General features: G+C 40.3%; 16 protein-coding genes, 1 tRNA gene and 1 pseudogene. 11 read left to right on the top strand and 7 right to left on the bottom strand.

Features of this window, described 5'->3' with window-relative positions:
- Positions 1–68 precede the first annotated feature (68 nt).
- The 8 genes from ABZA00_RS04035 (at position 69) to ABZA00_RS04070 (ending at position 12608) form a co-directional block, all read left to right on the top strand.
- Entirely contained in the window at positions 69–4382 is a 4314-nt protein-coding gene (locus tag ABZA00_RS04035; RefSeq protein ID WP_372880860.1) for a hypothetical protein, read from the top strand.
- Entirely contained in the window at positions 4379–5218 is an 840-nt protein-coding gene (locus ABZA00_RS04040) for a hypothetical protein (RefSeq protein WP_372880861.1), read from the top strand. The genes ABZA00_RS04035 and ABZA00_RS04040 overlap by 4 nt, the downstream gene beginning before the upstream one ends.
- Positions 5218–6363, top strand: a complete 1146-nt coding sequence (locus ABZA00_RS04045; protein ID WP_372880862.1) for a hypothetical protein — start codon at positions 5218–5220, stop codon at positions 6361–6363. Before ABZA00_RS04040 ends, ABZA00_RS04045 begins: the two co-directional genes overlap by 1 nt.
- Complete coding sequence (locus tag ABZA00_RS04050; RefSeq protein ID WP_372880863.1) at positions 6363–8045, top strand: ATP-binding protein; 1683 nt, start codon at positions 6363–6365, stop codon at positions 8043–8045. The genes ABZA00_RS04045 and ABZA00_RS04050 overlap by 1 nt, the downstream gene beginning before the upstream one ends.
- Positions 8038–8625 carry a hypothetical protein gene (locus tag ABZA00_RS04055; RefSeq protein ID WP_372880864.1) on the top strand — a complete coding sequence of 196 codons (588 nt, stop codon included), beginning with the start codon at positions 8038–8040 and terminating at the stop codon, positions 8623–8625. Before ABZA00_RS04050 ends, ABZA00_RS04055 begins: the two co-directional genes overlap by 8 nt.
- A 2-nt stretch (positions 8626–8627) precedes the next feature.
- On the top strand, positions 8628–10100 hold the full coding sequence (locus ABZA00_RS04060) for a protein kinase (protein WP_372880865.1): 1473 nt from the start codon (positions 8628–8630) through the stop codon (positions 10098–10100).
- A 144-nt stretch (positions 10101–10244) separates the two neighbouring features.
- Positions 10245–11792 (top strand): hypothetical protein, encoded by a 1548-nt coding sequence (locus ABZA00_RS04065; protein ID WP_372880866.1) that lies wholly within the window; start codon positions 10245–10247, stop codon positions 11790–11792.
- A 198-nt stretch (positions 11793–11990) separates the two neighbouring features.
- On the top strand, positions 11991–12608 hold the full coding sequence (locus ABZA00_RS04070) for an integrase arm-type DNA-binding domain-containing protein (protein WP_372880867.1): 618 nt from the start codon (positions 11991–11993) through the stop codon (positions 12606–12608).
- A gap of 28 nt (positions 12609–12636) precedes the next feature.
- Here the strand turns inward: ABZA00_RS04070 and ABZA00_RS04075 are convergent, their stop codons facing one another.
- From ABZA00_RS04075 to ABZA00_RS04100, 6 genes and pseudogenes are all read right to left on the bottom strand, one after another.
- Positions 12637–13878, bottom strand: coding sequence for an integrase domain-containing protein (locus ABZA00_RS04075; RefSeq protein WP_372880868.1), 1242 nt, complete (start codon positions 13876–13878; stop codon positions 12637–12639).
- A gap of 200 nt (positions 13879–14078) precedes the next feature.
- Positions 14079–14154 (bottom strand) — tRNA-Val (locus ABZA00_RS04080).
- Between the two features lie 145 nt (positions 14155–14299).
- Positions 14300–14917 (bottom strand): hypothetical protein, encoded by a 618-nt coding sequence (locus ABZA00_RS04085; protein ID WP_372880869.1) that lies wholly within the window; start codon positions 14915–14917, stop codon positions 14300–14302.
- Between the two features lie 155 nt (positions 14918–15072).
- A pseudogene (locus tag ABZA00_RS04090) lies at positions 15073–15303 on the bottom strand (zinc ribbon domain-containing protein).
- 107 nt (positions 15304–15410) lie between these two features.
- Complete coding sequence (locus ABZA00_RS04095) at positions 15411–16031, bottom strand: RNA-guided endonuclease InsQ/TnpB family protein (RefSeq protein WP_372880870.1); 621 nt, start codon at positions 16029–16031, stop codon at positions 15411–15413.
- A gap of 9 nt (positions 16032–16040) precedes the next feature.
- Positions 16041–16337 carry a hypothetical protein gene (locus tag ABZA00_RS04100; protein WP_372880871.1) on the bottom strand — a complete coding sequence of 99 codons (297 nt, stop codon included), beginning with the start codon at positions 16335–16337 and terminating at the stop codon, positions 16041–16043.
- 114 nt (positions 16338–16451) lie between these two features.
- On the opposite strand from ABZA00_RS04100, the gene ABZA00_RS04105 reads away from it, so the two are divergent.
- The gene (locus tag ABZA00_RS04105) at positions 16452–18383 is read left to right on the top strand and encodes a DNA topoisomerase III (protein WP_372880872.1); all 1932 of its coding nucleotides are present in this window, start codon (positions 16452–16454) and stop codon (positions 18381–18383) included.
- A gap of 188 nt (positions 18384–18571) precedes the next feature.
- Here the strand turns inward: ABZA00_RS04105 and ylqF are convergent, their stop codons facing one another.
- Positions 18572–19501: a ribosome biogenesis GTPase YlqF gene (gene ylqF, locus ABZA00_RS04110; RefSeq protein WP_372880873.1), complete on the bottom strand. Its 930-nt coding sequence runs from the start codon at positions 19499–19501 to the stop codon at positions 18572–18574.
- 141 nt (positions 19502–19642) lie between these two features.
- Here ylqF and ABZA00_RS04115 point away from each other — a divergent pair, with 141 nt between their 5' ends.
- On the top strand, positions 19643–19975 hold the full coding sequence (locus ABZA00_RS04115) for a YajD family HNH nuclease (protein ID WP_372880874.1): 333 nt from the start codon (positions 19643–19645) through the stop codon (positions 19973–19975).
- Between the two features lie 104 nt (positions 19976–20079).
- Positions 20080–20703 carry a ribonuclease T gene (gene rnt, locus ABZA00_RS04120; protein ID WP_372880875.1) on the top strand — a complete coding sequence of 208 codons (624 nt, stop codon included), beginning with the start codon at positions 20080–20082 and terminating at the stop codon, positions 20701–20703.
- Positions 20704–20904: the final 201 nt, after the last annotated feature.

Here is a 20904-nt window from a genome sequence, read left to right on the forward strand (position 1 = left end):
TTGTCTCTTATTGACAACCATGGGTTTTACAACAGACAAATTACAAAATAATTAGAGGCTAACAGATTGTGACTACAACAAATCAACTGCATGAAGCGGCTTGCGATGCTAAAAGCCCAGTGAATTATACCTATCAACTATTGGCGCAGCACCATTGGCAGTCTGATGGTTTATCATCTTATCCACCTAAAGATCCATTAGTTGGACAAAGTCAGTTTTTTAATGATTTTGAAAGCTTTATTCACTTAGTTGATAAAGAAGACAATAATTTTGCGCAAGTTTTTTCTATGGTGGCTGAGTGGGGCCGAGGTAAGTCGCGTTTAGGTTATGAACTGATAGCACAAATTAATGATGCAAGTCCTGGGTGGTATTGCCGTGACCAAGCGGGCGATTTAAAGCAAGCCAAATTGTTTCGGGATGATGCCGATCGTGAGCAGTATTTAGGATTGTATATCCGTTACAGCCAGATAGCGACGGAGTTTCAAAATTCAGATAACTGGTTTGCCTACGGTTTGTTTACCGCTTTACAACCTTTAGCAAAGAACACCTTTGATGGCTCGATTCAATCCCAAGTAGCAAAGCAATGTTTTGACCGATTAGAAGTGGAAGGTTTTGATCACCAAGAGCTCGCTAAGCGATTAGAACTTGACAAAAATTACAGCGACCAAGAGCTTTATGATGATGAGTTTTTAGCTACGCGTTTAGTTAATGCGGCTTATGATTATTTAAAGCAGTTTGGTATTAAATATGTGTTGGTGGTGCTGGATGAGTTAGAAACTGCAGCAGAAGCGGCGACGTATGGGCTTGAAGGGGATGAATTAAAACGCCTTGACGGACGCGCCATTAAACTGATGGGACAAGCGATTAAAGAGGAAGATCCACGCCGCAAATTACCTTGGTTACGTTATGTCGCTTTATGTTCGCCTGCGATTGGTGAGGAGTTGAGGGAAGTTTCGTCGTTAGCCCGTCGATTTTCAATGCTGGATTTAGAGCACAATGCGTTTTCGGATGTGAGTGATTATGTTGCTACTTTAATAAAAAATGGACGACTGGCGCAGAGTTATTTACCGGGTTTAGTTGAAGCGGCTTACGCCATGAGCGGGGGGAACTTTGGTTGGTTTAACGTGATCATGGCCGCAGTGGATGAAAAGCTTAAAAGCTTAAGTATGAGTGGTGAAACGGTTAAAAGCATTGGACAGTTATTTAATGCGGTGATTAAAAGCTCACCGAGAATAAGGGACCATGTTTTAGATGCAGGCGCTATTGATGCGATTAAAACTTCTAATTTAAAAGTTAAAGATGCCGCTACAGAATTGCTTTACGGTCAATTGCCAATAGCGTTAGATAAGGTCAGCGACGAAACCAAAAGTTTAGTTGCTACATTAAATGAGTATGAAGATCCCATTGCTAGTTACTATCACTTGGTTAACTGGAGTGTTGATAGCTGCAGACCTGCGCTGCAAAATGCCAAGTTTAAACGCGACAAAGGCGATTTATGGTTGTTTGATGGTATAGAGCAAAAGGTAAATTTAAAACAGTTACTGGCAAACCTGGCGACTTTTGCTATTCATGAACAAACGGGGCAACTGTTAATCCCCAGTAGCAAAGCGGAATTTATCGAGTTATTACAATTACTTTATCCTCATGGCGCTACAGAGGACATTGCACGTGCTTTATGGCTGCATTTTTATGGTGATGCACAAGAGTTAACTGCAACGCCGACTCATATTGGCCCGAGCGTGACGATGCTTAACCGGCTAAACCTTCGTTACCGCAAGCAGAGTCAGCATTCATTAATTTTTAAAGATCCTGATGCTGCTAATGCACATGAAAGCGCTATGCGTGGGCAGAGTGAAAAACTAAGCGATAAACAGCGAACTCGTTTAACTGGGTTAATGCGTTTAATTGATAGCCATTGGCAATATGACGCCGTAGACAGTGAGTTAGCGAATGATTTAATTACTATTGCGACCAGTGCATCAAAAGCCAAGCAAGAGGTTAATGGTCTAGCATCTTGTCGTGCATTGCAGTTGCATCCTAAAGGGCGAGTGGTATTTGCTTACGTTAGTAATGAAAGCGAATTGAAAAAGCTGTGTTCACAAGCCGCCGCTCAGTTTGGTCATGAGGGGAAATATCCGGTTATTGCCGTTACGTCATCGATTGATTTGGGTAATAAGTTTCAGAAAGCCTCTGATCCAGTATTACAAAAAGCGAAAGAGTACTTATGCCTGTATCGTCTAAGTCACAATGAAGAGCATGTACTTGAACAGATTGGCATTGCGACTCAAGATTGCCAGGACTTTACCTTGGATATGCACGGCTTTACCACTAAGTTTATGCAACGATTAAATGCATTGAACCGCGGTGTTATGGAGAGCATAAACCTTTGGCGTCAAGGGCTTCATGAGCGTGGTTTGATTGCCATGCCGCTACGTGTTGGACAAAAGCTTAACGATAAAGATCGTGAAATATTAGTGCAGGGGTGGGCCGATCTTGTTGTTCGCTCAAATGTAAAATCCTTGCGTCGATATGATAAGACGCCTCGAAATGTAGCCGATGATGCTTTATATGATCTTGTTCGCCAGCTCCGTGTGCCAATTAAAGAGATTAATGATGGTTATAGTGAGCTTGAATGGAGTCAGTTGTTTACTTCGACTAACGAACTGTCAGCAGAAGCACAATTTCCAGTTTTTATTTGTCGCTTAATGAAAGAGCGTCTATTTAAATATATGGCACTGACATTTGAGCAAGCAAAGCAAGACTGGTTTTTTGGTTATAGCTGGATTGTCACCCCAAAAGAGGTATTTAATGATTGGATGCTTGTTTTACGCACGGCGCTGTTAGTGACTGAAAGTGCAGAACCAGGTAAGGCAAAAGTATCTGTTTATCGTCTATTTGAACGCAATGCCTTTGAAGGTAAGTTAACCGAAGCTAAAAATTGGCTTGCAAATGATTATCCTCAGCAAGTAGATACGATTGCGACCCTATTTGGTGAAGGTCGAATTAATGAACTATTTGCGCCGCTTGGTAGAATTAAAGTGGGGACCAAAACTAACAAAGCTAAAGCTGATTTAGATCGCGCTAAAAAGCAACAAGATACGTTTAAACGCATAGAAGAAACCGAGTTATTAAAGCTTGTATGCGGTGATGAAGCTTATCAACTTGCTTTAAGTAAAACGTCTCAGGCCAGGTTTAACCACCAGCAAGCTGTTGATTGGGTATATGAAGCAGATAGCTACCAGGAAACACTAAAACAAGATCAATTTTTTAATTTAGATTTTGAGCAAGATAAAAATCCGCTATGGCAACGTATTGCTAGAGCGAAAGCTTTTTCTGATCAGGTTTATAAAACGGAATCTGCGGTATCTAATCGTGCAGCTGAACTGATTACTTCGATCAAAAATGACAGTAGCAAGCTTCCACAATTTCCTATCAATATATTCACGCTGGCGCTTGATAAAATTTCTAATATTCTTGCTGGGGCGGTGAAACCAGGCACTGTGTCGTGTGGGACTGCCAATAAGCAGCAGTCAGAAGCTGGCACGCTCGGATTTTACTTACGTAACTTAGAGGTTGATCGGGCGTTATCCCGTCTTGAACAACTATCTAAAGAGGTAGGTTACTCTTCTACAACTGAAACATTCATAGATTTGGAACAGATTGATGGCTCAATTATTAGCGCCTATCGGGATCTCAAAAAAGAGTTTGAAAAACAACAGCAAAGAGCTGCTTCTGCTAAAGAAGGGTTAACCATCGTTGAAAAGGACTTAGCCAATGCACCTGAAGACTATGCGCGGCAGTATCCTGATGGGAAAACTAAACTGGCAAAATTGCAAAATAAAATAAAATTTGTAGATAATTTGTTTGATGATGTTCAGGACGATGCTGATCAACTGAAAGATAAGATCAACAATGAAATGCAACTTGGGCAATTTAGTTTGCTGAATGAGCAGGTCCCTCCACTCCTAGATGATGTGAAGAAACAATTGACTCAATTGATAGGGGATATTGAATCACTTAAAAACTACAGTAAAGGTTATCGAGAGTTTTTACTTAATTCACAAAATACTCTAGTTGATAATGCGTTAAATGTACTAAAAAGCGTCAATAAATTGGGGAGATTAACACCACTTACGCTTAAGAATGTTGAAGATCTTGGCACTTTGGCCGAAGCAAAAGACAAGCTAAATAAGCGAGATGCAAACCATATGAATGAAATATCTACCTTGCTTAATTCGTCACTAATAAGTGCTGGGCGTTGGGTACAGATAGTACAAGATATGGCTGATAGTAATGATCCTCAATTACAGCCTGTTGAAGCTGATGAATTGGTGGCTAAGAACCTGATTGTTAGAACTTACCGTTTAGGTGGTCAGTTGTGACTTTAACAGCCGATTTATATTTATTTGGCGAATTAGCAAACCATCGACGCGGTGCTGTGATATCTGACTCTTTATCAGTTAAGTCGTTAGATAGTGATTTTAAATTGCCCACTGATGGGTTGTTGATGATGTTTGGGCATGAATGGCAAACTTACACATCACAGCAGCAAGCTAGTTTAATGGCGTGGATCAAGTCTTCTGGTAGAGGTATTCTGCTAATCCCTCCTTTTAATACGGGGCGGTTGGCTGATGCATTGGATTGGCAAGTTGAAAGTGCTAGTGGCGATAAAACCACCACTACAGTGGGTTTAGTAAATAACTTAGCTGATGAGACTCGATTTCAGTTTAAAGCAGTATCTCATCAGTTTTCCCGTGAATATGCACATAACTGGAATGATGATAGTTTAAATACACTTTACCATAAGCCACATTCTTCAGGTGGCGTATTTGTTGCCACCGGGCTTCCTCTTTGGTCTCTCACTTGTCTTGATATTCCTGAGCTAGTGCAATCTTGGTTGGCAGGGTTGTATGGCATTGCTGGGCATGTAAAAGAGCCTCTCCCAGTTAGCGAAAAAGCAACCTTAGTACTGAATGAAAAACATATAGCTTTGCTCTGTTGTGCTTATGGCCACATATTTACCGATGCTAATAGTTTGGTCTCTCGGGTGGGACGTTTGGGTGTATTTCGTTTTTCATCCGAAGAGTTGAATGTAGCAGTTGCTGAATTAATTGAAGAAGATTTATTTTCAAACGATAAATTAACCGAAAGGGGCTTAGCAGAGGTAATTGCAAGCCCTTATAAGCTTTATGCTGATGAATTGAAAAGGATGCCATGATGAGTAATCGTAGTTTAGCGCAAACCTTGGCAGTGCAGACACAATTGCATATGTCTGGCACGGTTGGGCGATTATTACAGCAAATACGTGATTTAGAGCAGCTTGCGCCCCTTTTTGTAGAGGCCGGCTTAGTTAAACCTATTGAACGACCTAACCCGTTAAATATTAATGTCGTTGGTATCGCAACCAGATCGGCTGTGCAAAAAACCTTAGGTGGTTTTCTTTATGCGAGTGCGGCAGTCAGCTTAGAGTTAATGATTCAAGATAACGCGGTATCGACTAAGGGGCAAGATAGTTTATGTGAGCTTGATGATATTGATTTTGTTAATCAGTCAAAGCGACTTGCTTTAATACAAATCCGTCAGGCTTATCAAATGGCTGAACAACGTTTGCTCAGTGGCGAATCGCTTGATTTGATTTTAATGGATTGTCCATTATTTCTTGGGCGAGACATGGCTCCACTTAAGGATGCGCCTGAGCATGCTGAATATCGAACTGCTTATGAGCAGACTTTATCTGTCATTGAGCAATTTTGGCAGAACCATAAGGAAAAGCTTTATCCTTGGAATGTTGCGGGGCCGATATTGGCTGGCATTGCATCAGAGAAATTTGGTGCGATTTTATATGTTGCCAAACAGGATCTGAGAACTGATCAGGGTATGGAGCAGTTATTGTCCAGCGAAGGAATTGATCAGCAAGCAGCAGGCGATATTCTTAGTCACCTCAGAGGGCTTAGTAGTATCGGTGAACAGCGTTTTATTAATGGTATTTTAAGTAGTTTTACACGTACTGCTGCTTTTCGTATGTCACAAAAGCAAACCAGACTTGAGCCGAAATTGGCAGCTGAAAATGGCTTGGTCGGGTTTCATTTTAAAGGTGGTAATAGCACCGGTATTCGTCTTGTTCAGTTGGCTGGAGATGAGCCAGAGTGGCAAGCAAATGCTCTTGATAAGTTATGTGGGCAGTTGATGTGTTTGATGGCTGTTGGGGGGCAAAAAGCTTACCCATTACCGATACAGTTAGCGGAGCAAGAATTAAAACAGTTAGACCAATTTGTAAAATATTATAAATCGAATATTCAATCTGCGCTTAAGTCACGAGAAGTAGAGGATATTTGGTTATCTGATTTGGATGGGGAGTTTTAATGAAGCATCAAGTTTTAGGCACGTTAGTCGGTAATACAGGCGAACCACACAATTTAAAAATGGTGTTAAATAGTTCTTTTTCAGGTCGTCGAGGGGAGTTTGTACGCGTTCGACATCAGGAACGTAAAGATGAGCCAGTGACTTATGTGTTGGGGCGTATTGTTTCCATACAGCGTACCAATATGTTATTTAATTCAGGTTTTGGTAATTCGGTTTCTGATCTTGAGCTGTTACCTGGAGCAGAGGTTACGGGTGAACATGTTTATGCGACCGTTGATCTTGTTGGTTATAAAGATTCAGAAACTAATCAGATTAAAATCCCACGTAGACCCTTAGATCCGGGGTCTAAAGTTGAGACCGTTGATTATCAATTCTTAAGTGATTTCTATGAATTCAACGAGCAGAATAGCTTACATATAGGTAATTTGGTTGGTTATGAGCATGGTGAAAACACTGTCCCGGTATATTTAGATGTAAATAAACTTGTCACTGAGCATATGGCTATTTTGGCAATGACGGGGTCAGGTAAATCTTATACAGTTGGCCGTGTAATCGAACGCTTGGTTGCCCTTAACAACGGTACAGTCGTTGTATTTGATCCTCATGGTGAATATGGACGTGCATTGCAAGGTGGTAATTTACAGTTTGGAGATCATTTCGATACTGAAGATGAGCGTGATGCTAAATCGTTACCAGAAATAAAGACAATGTTTGAAAAACTTCAAAAAGCGAATGCAGGCATTCAGGTATACACTCCTCAGATTGATACGTTTAGACAAAAATATGCTAATAAAAATAAAGTGTTGGCGTTACAGTTTGATAAGTTTGAGATGGATGATATTTCTGAAATTCTACCTGGATTAACAGAGCCTCAGCAACGCGTGTTAGATGTTGCAATTCGTTATTGGCGAACGGTTGAAACAGTAGAACCAAGAGACATTAACAAACTGCGTTACTTCCTTGGAGATGGTATTGATGAAGTAAAAAATTGGGATGATTTAAGCAGTGCAGAAGCTCAAGCCTTAAATGGCCGCTCTGCAGCGGTTGCATCTATGAAATTATCGCGAGTGTTGAATGAAGCACAAAGTTTCTATTCTTCAGATCTTTCAGGACCAACTGATATATATGAAATGATTGGACGACCGTCGGATAAAAAAGGGCGTTTGGTTGTTATTGATTTACAGGGGTTAAGTGATACTGCAAAACAAGTTATTTGTGGTTTATTATCTAGTGAGATCCTTCGTGCAGCCTCCAGTAAAACAGATAAAACTCGTCCAGCATTTTTGGTTTATGAAGAAGGGCATAACTTTGCCCCGGCTGGTGGTAAAGCCGTAAGCCATCGGATTATTAAAAAGATCGCGGGTGAAGGCCGTAAATTTGGTGTTGGGTTCTGTATAGTTAGTCAACGACCATCAAAACTAGATGCTGATGTAACATCACAATGTAATACGTTGATTACAATGAGACTTAAAAATCCAGATGATCAACGTTTTATAACCAAAGCTTCAGATATGGTGAGTAAGGCCGATTTAGAAGAATTGCCTAGTTTATCAACCGGTGAAGCTTTAATTTGTGGGCGTTCAATACCAGCGCCTTTACTTGTTAAAGTGGGTCCTAAAGCGCTTGTTCATGGTGGTGAATCACCTGAAGTATTGAATGTTTGGGGAAGCTTTAATGGGTAATAGTCTTTTAACTCAAGTTAACAACGCTATTAGTGATAAGACCTTTGTTGAGACGTCTTTTCCGATGCTTAGTGATTGGGGAGTGAAAGATGAAGATACCCTTATTCACAGCTTGGGATGTAGTTATTGGATGCAGCTCGGGCATTATCTAGGTTTTTCTGGTGCGGTGGAGATTCCCGCACCACTTCAATATGCCATCAGAGCCAAACATGATGTTCGTTCAGATGCTGTCTGGTTCGATAAATTAACGAGGCGCCCTAAGCTTGTCGCCGAATTTGAACGTTATTCAGGTACTAAATCCGATCAAGACAAACTTGTAGGTAAAGTGAAAAACCTGTTACTCGCTCATCAAAGGTGGCTGGTTCAGCCTGAACTGTTAATTTTAGCCTATTGGACGCCAGGATTAAAGGCTATGCCTGATCACGATTCATTAAGAAAACTATTTTCTTGTGGCTTTACACTTGGTAATGGTGATCGTGTGGAAGGTGCAAACCCAAAACAGCTGGTTATGATGAATTTTGTTTTTGAATGTGATCATCAAGGTATTCATAAACTTGTTGATGTGATTGAAAGGGGGTAATTGTGGCGAAGAAAAAACATTATTTCATGCCTAGTAGTGATATGAAGCTAGGTGATCGCTATTTATTACTTGAGCAGCTTGGCGATGGTACTCATGGTTGGGTGTGGCGTGCTCAACGCATAGAAGACAACGAAATTGTCGCGGTTAAGATCCCTAAGGATTGCTCCGCTTCCGACAGTAGCTTACGTGAAGGGCATGATTTACTTGATACTCCTTCACATCCCAATGTCATTCAAATTTATCGGATGGGACGTATACCGCCAGAAAGAGAGTGGTATGGCATTGAAATGGAATATTTTCCCAGTAGAAGCTTGGCTCAACTCCTTGAAGATACGCAAAGCGGGTTTGCTAAAACCTATAAGCAAATATTTGAAATATATGAGCAAATATTACTTGGTGTTAAACATTTAGCGACTCTTGAAAAACCTGTTTCCCATGGGGATCTTAAACCTCATAATATCTTAATCAGTGGTGAACAAGTTAAATTAACTGATTTTGGGAGCTCTGCATTACCTGAAGAGATCTACGCAAGAAGTCGTCAGAACGGCGGCACAGTTTTGTATTCTGCACCTGAGTTTGCAGATTGTTCAGAGCGTCGTGGCAACTTCCTAGAATTGATCCGAGGAGATATGTATAGCCTTGGTGTGCTCATGTATCAACTCGTTACTGGTAGACCACCTCATGATACTCCTAGTGCCGTATATCGTAGTCTTCCATATGCAAAACCGAGTGAACTTAATAAAACCGTTTCTCCAAGATTGGAGCAATTCATTGCTAAAGCTCTGAGTATAAAGTCAGGAGAACGTTGGTCTGATATTGATGAAATGCTGTGCGATTTGAAGATCGCTCGTATTGCCCAGCTTAACTTCGAGCCACGTGTGGCGACATCTATGCCAGGTGTTGGACAAGATGATTGGTCATCGCATGCTCTGTCGTTAATTGAAGATGAGAAGTATGTAGAGGCCGCGCAAGTTGCTAAGGCTGAGTTTGATTCAAGTAAAGATTATCATGCACTGTTAACTCAGCTAAGAGCACTATATCGTGGTGGGCGTTATTTTGAATGTGTTGAGTCTTTAAAACAAAATCGAGATTGCTTGGCTTTGGACGTTGAATTGGGGATCGAGTTTAGAGAACTAGCTTTAAATACTTACCTAAAAGCGAAAGATGTGCTTAATGCTAATAAATTAATTGAAAATATCGAATCTCGTGGAGAACTTAATAAACCGGAAATGTTACTAAAAAAAGCGTCTTTATGTGGTTTGCAATCCCGTTATGATGAGGCGATAGGGCTGTTAGTGGACCTTAACAAACAGTTTCCCCGTAGAGCCCATATTTTAAGGCGATTAGCCCTAGCTTATGAGCAAATGCGACAACCAGAAAAAGCACTCGCATATTTGAAAGTTTACTTAAAAGTGAATAGTGATGACTGGGGTATAGAACAGCTTGAAAAATATAGGCGGTTAGGGTTTGTTTGATTAATCTACGGATACTAACCGTATGATAATAAAGATTATTGTGCTTTATCATTTTAAATAAACAGGCTGAAAGGTGTAAATATACAGCTTCGTTATATTTCACATAAATATTATCACTAACGAATAACGTAAGGAATTGTATTCATGAAATTAGGTTTTTTCTTTGGAGCAGGGGCCGAGGTTGGTTATGGTTTACCTACTGGAGGTAAATTTGCCATTGATCTGTTTCGTCAAGATGTTAGTACACACAAGCAATCCCTTCGCCAACAACTTGGCCAAATTAATGCATTAAGTAACTACGCAACAAGTTGGCTTCCTGAAAAATATGCAACTCAACGCATTCATGCTTTCGGTAAAAATGAATTCACTAATTTAATAGAGTCATCAATTGAATACCGAAAAGCAGAAATAATTCGAAGATTAAATAATTTTGATGAAGAGGCTGAATATGCACTTTCTCAGCTTGGGTTCGATAAGCAAAGATTAGTTGAAAAGTTTGGTTCTGAAATGGAAACCCAGTATGGAGAACTTTTATATTCAACAGCTGTACGTATGAACCCCATTTTAGCAAATGAAGTTCGTCTTTTTGGTAGTGAATTCTATTCTGCAGTTTTAAGTGTGATTAGTAGTGAAACTAATACTGCAGATTTACAACGATATGCTGGAGCATTTTTACAATTATTAGTCGGTGCACATGGGCAAGACTTAGTGCAAAGATTAAACCAAGAATTATTTGAAGCTGCACCGGATAATATTCCTATTTTTGATGATGTTAGTGGTATGTTTAAATTAGAATTCAGCCGTGCTGGTTTGACAGCGTTGGAATTATTACTAGAGCAAAAGAGAGATTACGATGTCGAAAATGGAACTATTAATGATTTGTTGTGTGCAGTATCCCAACAACTACTTGAGAACATATTTACGACAGTTTTAGATTATCAGTCACTCATTGACAGCCATTTTAGATACCTTTTCTCTCCCAAAACAGAATGGGCAAAATTCTCAAAAATGGTTGTGTTTTTAAGGGCGACAAGAGAGTACATCATCATGCAATTAGAACAAGCGGGAGAGTTACCAAGTTTTGGCTATTATCATGATTTACAACGATGTAACGAACTAAATATCGAAATAGGTGCGATTGGAACTGCAAATTATAATAATTTGGTTGAAAACATTTCAAAGGAATTGAATTTTTCTATTCCTTCAGTACAGCACTTAAACGGTGGGGTATGTGATTATTACAATCCGTATAAAAACTCTGTTATCTCATGTTGTTCCGAAGAAGATGTTCCCATCGATCAGATTCATGTTCCATTCATATTAACTCAAAGTGGTTTGAAACCATTAACATCTGTAGATATGTCTAGACGTTATGTTGGTTTGTTTGATCAATATATAACTTGTGACGGAATAGTTGTAATTGGTTATGGATTTAATATTGATGACAGTCATATTAATGGTTTATTCAGACAACTAATTGAAGATCACAACAAGTCGTTGTATTGGATATGCCTAAGCACTGATGGTTCACCTGAAATGCAAAAAAGAAAATTAGTTAAAAAGCTTCGTATAAGTGCTGAAAATAGAGATAAGGTAACTGTTATTCCTGTAAACCCCGCAGACAGACAATATGAAAATACTAATTGGCTTGATGTATTAAATGATCGGATTTCTGCAGAAAACGACATTTAAAGAAAAAATAGAGGCGATGTATTTGAAGCAAATAAGATATATTGCCAACTACTTCCCATAAACAAAGATTGAGAAGTTGAGATCCCACTGGAATTAGGGCTCTAAAAATAACCATTAATGCTTGTTTGTAGTCTACAAAATTTATGAGTATTATCGATCTAAAGTGTGTTCATAAATCGGTTGATAATAGGTGACAACATGAGAAAAGTAGCTCCATTAACCCAGCAACAAATTGAGTCTGCGACCCCAAAAGAAAAAGAATATAACCTTGGTGATGGTAATGGGCTTTATTTGTTTGTTAGAGCTACAGGAACAAAATCTTGGAAATATAATTATACCCATCCATATACTAAAAAAAGAGCAAACCTTGGATTAGGCGTTTATCCAAATGTTACTCTTGAGCAAGCTAGAATGGTGAGGGATGAATTTAACTCTTTGCTAGCGAATAATATTGATCCTAAAAAATATAGGGATGCTAAGAAAAATGAAGAAGCTGAAATAAATCAATATCTTTTTGAAAATTTAGTTAATGAATGGCTTAAAGTTAAATCTTCTGAACTTAAATCAATTGCCTTAAAAACAATTACAAATTCATTAGAGAACTTTATTTTACCGTTTGTGGCAACTTGTTCAGTTAAAGATATAAACGCCAGGTTGGTAATGGAAGTGTTACAGCCGGTTAAGGATAATGGGGATCCGCAAGTATTAATGCAAAACTATCTATATTTTTATCAGATAATGGACCATGCAAAATTATGCGGGTTAATCGATCATAACCCTCTCAATAAACTTAATGTATCCATCGATCTTGGGTGATAGTGAATATCATTCTCATTTGTGGTGTTTAATTAGCAATCTTTAGGGCTTTTAGGCCCGTAATAGAGTTTGACCCTTTAGATGCCTCTTCAATATGTTCACTCCACCAGCTCATCACAACTTTACGGCGTTCAAGGTAATCAGTGCGATTGTAAGCGCTTCTTACTTTATCTTTGTCTACGTGTGACAGAGCAGCTTCAATAACGTCTACATCAAAGCTTTGCTCGTTTAAGGTTGTACTTGCTAGCGCACGTAAGCCGTGAGAGGTTTGACGACCTTTAAAGCCCATTCGTTGGAGTGCTTTGTTTGCTGTTTCTTTATTAGTATGTTTTTTATTTGTTTTATCAGCAGGGAAGATATATTCACTGTCACCCGTAATCGAATCAATTGTTTCTAATAGCGCGAGTGTTTGTGTTGTTAGGGGCACTGTATGTGGTCTGCCTTTTTTCATCCGTTCGGCTGGAATATTCCAAAGCTGTTTATCTCTATCAATTTCATCCCAGCGAGCACCAGCTGTTTCAGAAGGGCGTGTCATGGTGTGTAGCTGCCATTCAATTAAACAACGAGTAATAAGCTTTATATTGGCGAAGTTAAGGGCTGTTAATAGCTCGGGTAGCTCTTCTGGCTTAAGCGAAGCTTGGTTAGTCACTTGAGCTGTTGCAAACGCTTTACCGATGCCTGCAAGTTTGTTGTGCTCGATAATGCCGGTGTTAACGGCAAAGGTCATTATTTCATTAAGGTTACGGCAAAGCCTGCCAACCGTTTCTAGTTTGCCTTGGTTGGCAACTGGCTGCAGGATTTTAATCGCTTGTGGTGCGGTGATTTCACTTAGAGGGAATTTCCCAAGATGAGTTAACAGGTATTTATCTAACCGTTGCTTGAGCTTTTTAGCCGTGAGTTCTTTTATGCTGGTTTTCTTAACTGCAAACCAATTTTCAAATACAGCTTGCAGGGTATTGTTAAGCTCTGCCTGTTTAGTTTTTAAGGTCGTGTCACGGTGTTCTTTAGGATCGATGCCTTCAGCTAATAATTGCCTTGCTTCAATTGCTTTAGTTCTGGCCTTTGCTAAGGAAAGATCGGGATATCGACCAATAGAAAGGTTTGCTCTTTTTTTCGTAATCGGTCGCAGATAATTAAACAACCAGAATTTAGTACCGATAGGTTTTATGCGTAAAGATAAACCATCTCCATCGTAAAGATTGTATTCCTTATCTTTAGCTGGAGCATTTAGGATTTGAGTTGCTGTTAAGGGCTGAGTTTTATTGGCCATATTAACGCTTCCTACTTTTCTTTGCATTTTTTCAGAGCATGTTGCAATGATTTATTTCATGTGGCATTAAGTGTGGCATTAAACTGTGGATTCTACAAGACGGCAATAGACGCTATTGGACTGGAAAATGTGGAAATCGTTGAATTTAGTGCGTTTATTTGAAGTTTAAATACTTTGGGAGACGTTCTTGGATAAGAAAATGGTGCTCGCTACTGGACTCGAACCAGTGACAACCTGCATGTCGAGCAGGGACTCTACCAACTGAGCTAAGCGAGCATTTAGTTGGTTGCTGTGAAAGCGAGGTGATTTTGCTTTATGGGCGTTAAAGAGTCAATCATTCTTTTTAAAATTTTGTTTGTTTGACGTTTTTTTGCCCATATTTGCTTAAAAATGGTTAACTGCCACAAAAACAAGAGAAAATTTATGTCTCATCGTCAGCCAGTTCTACTGCAGTATCGTTTTTTTCATCGGGGTGTGTTTCCTGCTGTTTAGTTTTGATCAGTGTTTCAAGTGTTTTACTGCCATCTAACCAAACCTCTTTACTGGTGTCTTTTACGTCATTCCATACTTCAGCGCTGGTCTCTTTGGTATCAATCCAGATCTCCTGTGAATTTTCTTTGGTAGACTGCCATAACTTATCGGTTTTTTGCTTGCTCTCTTGTAAAATTTCACTGCCTTTCTGTACGCCTTTTTCTATTAGCTGCTCTCCGGATTGTTTACTTTTATCCCAAACATCTTTACTTAATTGCTGGCTTTCCTGCCAAAGTTGTTCGGCTGATTTTGGCTCACTCTCTTGCTGAATATCTGGAGTTGTTGTTTCGGCTAATTCATGTTTTTCTGTAGTTTGGTCAGTTTGGTCAGTTTGGTCAGTTTGGTCAGTTTGGTCAGTTTGGTCAGTTTGGTCAGTTTGGTCAGTTTGGTCAATTTGCTGAGCTTGTTCTGGTGCCTGTTTTTTTTCAGTCTGCACTGTCTCTTCACTACAGGCACTGAGAGAAAATACTGAAGAGGTTAAGATTATAAACGGGATAAATTGTTTCATTAATTGCCACCAGGAGAAAGTGAATAAGGGAAAGAGATATATTTGTTTCCAGATGCCTTTTTAGTCAGTCAAAAAGCTTAATGGTTCCGTTAATGACGGTTTATAAAACTTGAATTTGTGATACGAGTATACTACTGTTTGACATCCTTCCCGACCTAAAGGACGGGGATTTCTACTGCTAGCGTTTGATGTCCCAAACGGAGAATGTTCTTTGCTGCATTGATATCTCGATCATGCTTCGTGCCACACAACGCACAAGTCCATTATCTTATTTCAAGACCTGCTCTACCTTTCGGACTGTTGACGGATATTTCACCGCAACACGAACACATCTGAGTAGTGTATTTTTCGTTAACTTCAACAAACTCAACCGCATCCCTTTGGATTTATAATCTAGTGTCTCTTCCAATTAATTTTGATTAGTTGATTTTATGGCGTTACCGTACGCTTTTTTAAATTTTAAGCGCACGGAGGAGGCTGGCCTGTGGTCGTATTAGCGCACAAGATCAGCAGTCTTCGAATTGGCAATCAACTTATCATTTCTTTTTAGAAGAGACACTAGTTGGGTTTTTAGCATGTGCCACCCTGCATCTAAAACAGACTTGGCCATTTTAGTTTTTGCCCAAGCTGCACTGCTTACGTTTCCGACAACAATTAAACCGTTATTTCTGACAAGCTCAGTGGTGAACTTGTGCATTGCATCCTTGCGCTGATTTTTAATCTTGGCATGGATGCTTTTTACCTGTTTTTTCTTATTCGCTCTTTGCGCTTTACCTAACTTGCTTTCTAAATTTCTATAGAATGCTTTTCTTGCCAACACAGTACCATCAGAGCAAGTGGCTGTTTGCTTTAGTCCTAAGTCAATGCCAACCTCACCAGTTCCAGTTGAGACAACCTTCGCCACTTCAACCACAATGTTAAAGTACCAACGGCCACGGCTATCTTCACTAAAATTACCAGATCTAAATGAATATTCACTCAGGCCGTAGCTATCCCAAACATTGAAAAAGAACCCGGCAAACCGCACTTGGCCGTTAACATATTTAGCGGCTTCTGATTTAAACGGCACAAAACCAAGTGAGCGCCTGGCACCGCCAGAGGTGCGCCACTTCAATTTGTCTTTTTAAAACTGTTTTCTCGCTTTTGCATGAACGGCGATAATTTCTTGGACGGTGACAGCGGGGATAATAAAACCACGCTTTTTCTTGATGGTTTTTAGCTGTTTTTGCAGATCAAAGGCTGATATGTTATTTCTAATGTAGCCAACTTCAGGTATGGGGATACAACACCATTCGCTAGTCTCAGCGTTTGCAGCGTTCCATATCTGATTTGTTGCAAATGCCATCCGATTAAGGATAGTTTTGTGCTTATCCTTAACTCTGACTTTTAGCGTTTTAAGTGTTTTAGTTGACTTATTCATAACTGTTAGTATATACAGTGTTTTTAATGATGAAAGAAAACGCTTATATCCCCTACCTGAAGGAAGGGGATATAAGCGCTACAATGGTAAAAAAACAGTTTATTAAAGGTCGAAATGAAACTTTATATTGCCGAAAAACCAAGCTTAGCACGCGCGATTGCAGATGCACTTCCAAAACCTCACCGCAAGGCGGAGGGCTGTATTCACGTTGCTAACGGTGATGTTGTCAGCTGGTGTATTGGGCATCTGTTAACCCAGGTTGATCCGGAGTTTTATAATCCCGAATATAAAAAATGGAAATTTGAACACCTGCCGATTATTCCTGAAAATTGGCAATTAAAATCAACGCCCCGTACCAGTAAACAACTTGCTATCTTAAAAAAACTGATCAAACAGGCGGATCATCTTGTCCATGTCGGGGATCCCGACCGAGAAGGGCAGTTGCTGGTGGATGAAGTCATTCATTTCAGCGGGGTTAAGGGCAATAAGTTAAAACAGGTGGAGCGCTGTCTGGTCAGTGATTTAACCACCAATGCGGTAAAACGTTCGCTGCAGCAGTTACGCTCTAATCAGGAATTTATTGCCTTATCAACTTCAGCGCTTGCGAGAACGCGTGCGGATTGGTTATACGGGCTGAACTTAACCCGGGTATATACTCTGCAGGCACAAAAATCCGGCTACAAGGGGGTTATCTCGGTCGGGCGTGTACAAACGCCTCTTCTGGGGCTGGTGGCAAGGCGGGATAAAGAGATTGAGGCCTTCGTGAGTAAACCTTTTTATGAAGTGGAGGCACAGTTAAGCACACTGGCACCGGAAAATATTACCTCTTTTACAGCCAAATGGAAACCCAGTCCCGCCTGTGAACAATATCAGGATGAAGAAGGGCGGGTCGTGGTTAAAAAGTTAGCCGAGAATGTCGCCCGTCGCATTACTGAGCAGCCCGCGCTGGTGAAAAGTTTTACCGCTAAAAAGAAAAAACAAATTGCACCTCTGCCCTATAATTTATCTGCATTACAGATTGATGCAGCTAAACGTTTTAACTATACGGCGCAGCAGGTCTTAGATGTTTGTCAGGTTTTATACGAACGGCACAAGTTAATTACTTACCCGCGCTCGGATTCCCGTTATTTACCCAAAAATCACCATGCTCAGGCTAAATCTGTTACTCGGGCGATTGCTAATAATCAGCCCGGTTTGCAAAATGCGGTGAATGATGCGGATCTGTCACTAAAGAGCCGTGCCTGGAATGATAAAAAGGTCGATGCGCATCATGCCATTATTCCAACCGATAAACGACAATCGTTAACGGGGTTAGACAGCGCTTCACAAAATATATACGGTCTGATTGCACGCCACTATTTATGCCAGTTTTATCCGGATTATCATTATAGTGAATGTGTGGCCGAAATTGAGATAAGTAAGGGCTTATTTATCAGTAAAGCGAAAGCGAAAATCAGTGATGGCTGGAAGGTACTTTTTGATAAGCAGGAGAAAGATAGTTTTCTGCCTGAGCTTAAAAAAGGGCAAGCGCTATTTTGCAACAAAGGGGAAGTGATTGAAAAAAATACACAGCCACCGGCACATTTTACTGATGCAACCTTACTGGCGGCGATGAGTAATATCGCCCGTTACGTTAAAGATCAGGAATTAAAAACCATATTAAAAGAAACAGATGGTTTAGGGACGGAAGCGACCAGAGCGGGTATTATTGAGCTATTATTTAAGCGCGCCTTTCTACAGCGCACCGGCAAATTGATTAAAGCTACCGAAACCGGCAGAAAGTTGATTGACAGCCTGCCGGAAATGTTAACCCTGCCGGATATGACTGCGCACTGGGAAATGCAGTTAAATGCGATTAGCCAAAAAGAACAAAGCTATCAAGGATTTGTTCTGCCGTTACAAGAACAACTGAAAAGTATTATAGAGAAGGCTATTGCCGATGGCCCACAGGCGCTGACCAATTTACCCAGTGGTACTAATCCCTTTAAGAAATCCTATAGGAAAAAAACAGGCAGAAAAGGGCCGTATAAGAAAAAAGCCGGCTAACGAAGTTTTAATCGAAAGATTCCGGCTGTTTTTCTATGCGTGAGCTGCTTTTTATCGGCCGCCTATGCAGATTTCTGCATAAAATAAACAGTCTGAGGCAGATAGAATTGAATCTCGGATAAGTGTAAAAGGCCCCGAAAGGCAGCAACTTTGGTGATCAGATCCTAATCGGGATTGTATCGCCTTTATCAACGGCGTTTATATTTGCGTTTTCTGGCCTTTTTCTTTTCCACTTTGTTTTCTGCCTGTTCAGCCATCAGTTGTTCCACCGCCACTTTTTCAACCTTGGCCATTTCCGGTGTTTCAATACTCAAAGGTCCAAGTGCACCGCTTCTTAATTCATTAAGCAAAATGGTGGATACTTTATAGATATCAAAATGTCCGCCCGCACGTAAACAGCCGCGGCGTAATGCAATAGCTTCCATTAACTCATGATCGCTTTGCGGTAATGTTTCAAGCTCGTAACGTTCTTTTAAACGCTCCGGATAGTGCGCCAGCAGGTACTCTGCAGCATAATAAGCGATATCTTCATATTCAATCGCGGTATCTTTGATCGCGCCGGTGACGGCAAGACGATAACCTGAATTTTCATTTTCAATTTTGGGCCATAAAAATCCCGGTGTATCGGATAACATAATGCCGCTAGGTAAGCGAATACGTTGCTGCTGTTTAGTCACGGCCGGTTCATTGCCTGTTTTAGCAATGATGCGATCAGCAAGGATATTGATAATGGTTGATTTACCCACATTCGGAATGCCCATAATCATCGCACGGATCTGTTTATCCTGACCTAATCTGTGTGGCAGCATCTGCTCACATAGTTTGGTGATTTGATGGACTTGTTCCGGTTTTGAGGTGGTAATCGCAAGTGCTTTGATCCCTTGTTCCTGTTCCAAATACTCAATCCATTGCTCTGTTACTTGCGGATCTGCCAAATCGGATTTGTTGAGCACTTTAATACAGGGCGTTTTTTCGCGAATATGCGCAATTAAAGGATTTTCACTGCTATAGGGGATTCTGGCGTCGACCACTTCAATAATAATATCAACTTGAGGCAAGACCTCTTTGATCTGTTTGTGTGCCTTGTGCATGTGCCCGGGAAACCATTGGATTGCCATAATAAACAGTACTCATTTAAAAAAAGAGCTATTTTAACAGGGTTTGGCATAGGGTGGGGCAATATTTTATAATATGATTATTCACTGCAGAGAGTGTAAAGGTTACACTCTCTATATTAATAAAAATGCTGGAAGGTAGCCATGGCTTATATACCAAGTAATTATAAAAGTTTAGAGAGTGATTATCGCGATAAAGCGCTGAAACTATTTCCCTGGGTTTGCGGTAAGTGTGCGCGCGAATTTGTTTATTCCAATTTACGCGAGTTAACGGTTCATCATATCGACCATGATCATGCAAACAATCCTGCCGACGGCAGCAATTGGGAGCTCTTATGTATCTACTGTCACGATCATGAGCATGATAAATATACTCAGGCTGATCTCTATGGCAGCAGCGTAAAGGCGGGCGATGATGAACATGTAGGTGCCACTTATAACCCATTTGCTGATTTATTGAGTAAAATGAAGAAATAATAGCAGGCTGGATTCAGTCACTTTACGCTGTCCTGCGTATTGAAACTCGCATTTACATGACGCATGGGTATAATCTCCCTTTTTGTTTGACGTTAGAGTAAATTATGGACAACTTATTGGACAAGCGTTTTCGCGGCTATTATCCGGTCATTATTGATATTGAAACTTCTGGGCTGAATGCGCAAACCGATGCCATTTTAGAAATAGCGGCGATTTTTCCCGAGATGGATGAACAAGGTTATCTTTACGCTGCCGAAAAAATACATTTTCATGTATTGCCTTTTGAAGGCGCTAACTTAGATCCTAAAGCACTGGCTTTTACCGGGATTGATCCTTTTAATCCGCTGCGCGCTGCAGTGGATGAACGACTCGCATTAACTGAAATATTTAAAGTTGTGCGCAAACATCAAAAGAACAATCACTGTAACCGTGCCATTATCGTAGCCCACAATGCATCATTTGATCAGGGTTTTATTAACAAAGCCACGGAGCGTTGTAATTTAAAACGGGTTCCATTTCATCCTTTTGCCAGCTTTGATACGGCCAGTATGGCAGGTTTGACATTAGGGCAGACCGTTCTTGCTAAAGCTTGTCAGCAGGCGGGAATCGCTTATGATAGTGTGCAGGCTCACTCTGCTTTATATGATACGGAAATTACGGCAGAGCTGTTTTTTTATATGGTTAATAAATGGCGGGCCTTGGGTGGTTGGCCGCTGGTTGCGGTTTGAGCGGTTGAATCGCAGGAAATAAAAAAGGGATATTAACATATCCCTTTTTTATTTTTGAATAATACCAAATCCGATAATTATCTATTCATTTATGCTTGTTAAAATGAATGCTAGCTTCGTTATTGATTTTGTAATTAGAACAACTAGTTACTGCAATCAATGCCTTGCTTTCATCCATTTTTCCTACGCCTAAATAGATCA

Origin of the sequence: Psychromonas sp., assembly GCF_041586535.1 — a bacterium.
Classification (GTDB): domain Bacteria; phylum Pseudomonadota; class Gammaproteobacteria; order Enterobacterales; family Psychromonadaceae; genus Psychromonas.

Excerpts from the sequence above, each read along its gene's own strand:
- ABZA00_RS04115 (WP_372880874.1), top strand. The coding sequence starts at position 19,643 with ATGGCTTATATACCAAGTAATTATAAAAGTTTAGAGAGTGATTATCGC.
- ABZA00_RS04045 (WP_372880862.1), top strand. The coding sequence starts at position 5,218 with ATGAGTAATCGTAGTTTAGCGCAAACCTTGGCAGTGCAGACACAATTG.
- ABZA00_RS04055 (WP_372880864.1), top strand. The coding sequence starts at position 8,038 with ATGGGTAATAGTCTTTTAACTCAAGTTAACAACGCTATTAGTGATAAG.
- rnt (WP_372880875.1), top strand. The coding sequence starts at position 20,080 with ATGGACAACTTATTGGACAAGCGTTTTCGCGGCTATTATCCGGTCATT.
- ABZA00_RS04050 (WP_372880863.1), top strand. The coding sequence starts at position 6,363 with ATGAAGCATCAAGTTTTAGGCACGTTAGTCGGTAATACAGGCGAACCA.
- ABZA00_RS04100 (WP_372880871.1), bottom strand. The coding sequence starts at position 16,337 with ATGAATAAGTCAACTAAAACACTTAAAACGCTAAAAGTCAGAGTTAAG.
- ABZA00_RS04075 (WP_372880868.1), bottom strand. The coding sequence starts at position 13,878 with ATGGCCAATAAAACTCAGCCCTTAACAGCAACTCAAATCCTAAATGCT.
- ylqF (WP_372880873.1), bottom strand. The coding sequence starts at position 19,501 with ATGGCAATCCAATGGTTTCCCGGGCACATGCACAAGGCACACAAACAG.
- ABZA00_RS04065 (WP_372880866.1), top strand. The coding sequence starts at position 10,245 with ATGAAATTAGGTTTTTTCTTTGGAGCAGGGGCCGAGGTTGGTTATGGT.
- ABZA00_RS04070 (WP_372880867.1), top strand. The coding sequence starts at position 11,991 with ATGAGAAAAGTAGCTCCATTAACCCAGCAACAAATTGAGTCTGCGACC.
- ABZA00_RS04105 (WP_372880872.1), top strand. The coding sequence starts at position 16,452 with ATGAAACTTTATATTGCCGAAAAACCAAGCTTAGCACGCGCGATTGCA.
- ABZA00_RS04085 (WP_372880869.1), bottom strand. The coding sequence starts at position 14,917 with ATGAAACAATTTATCCCGTTTATAATCTTAACCTCTTCAGTATTTTCT.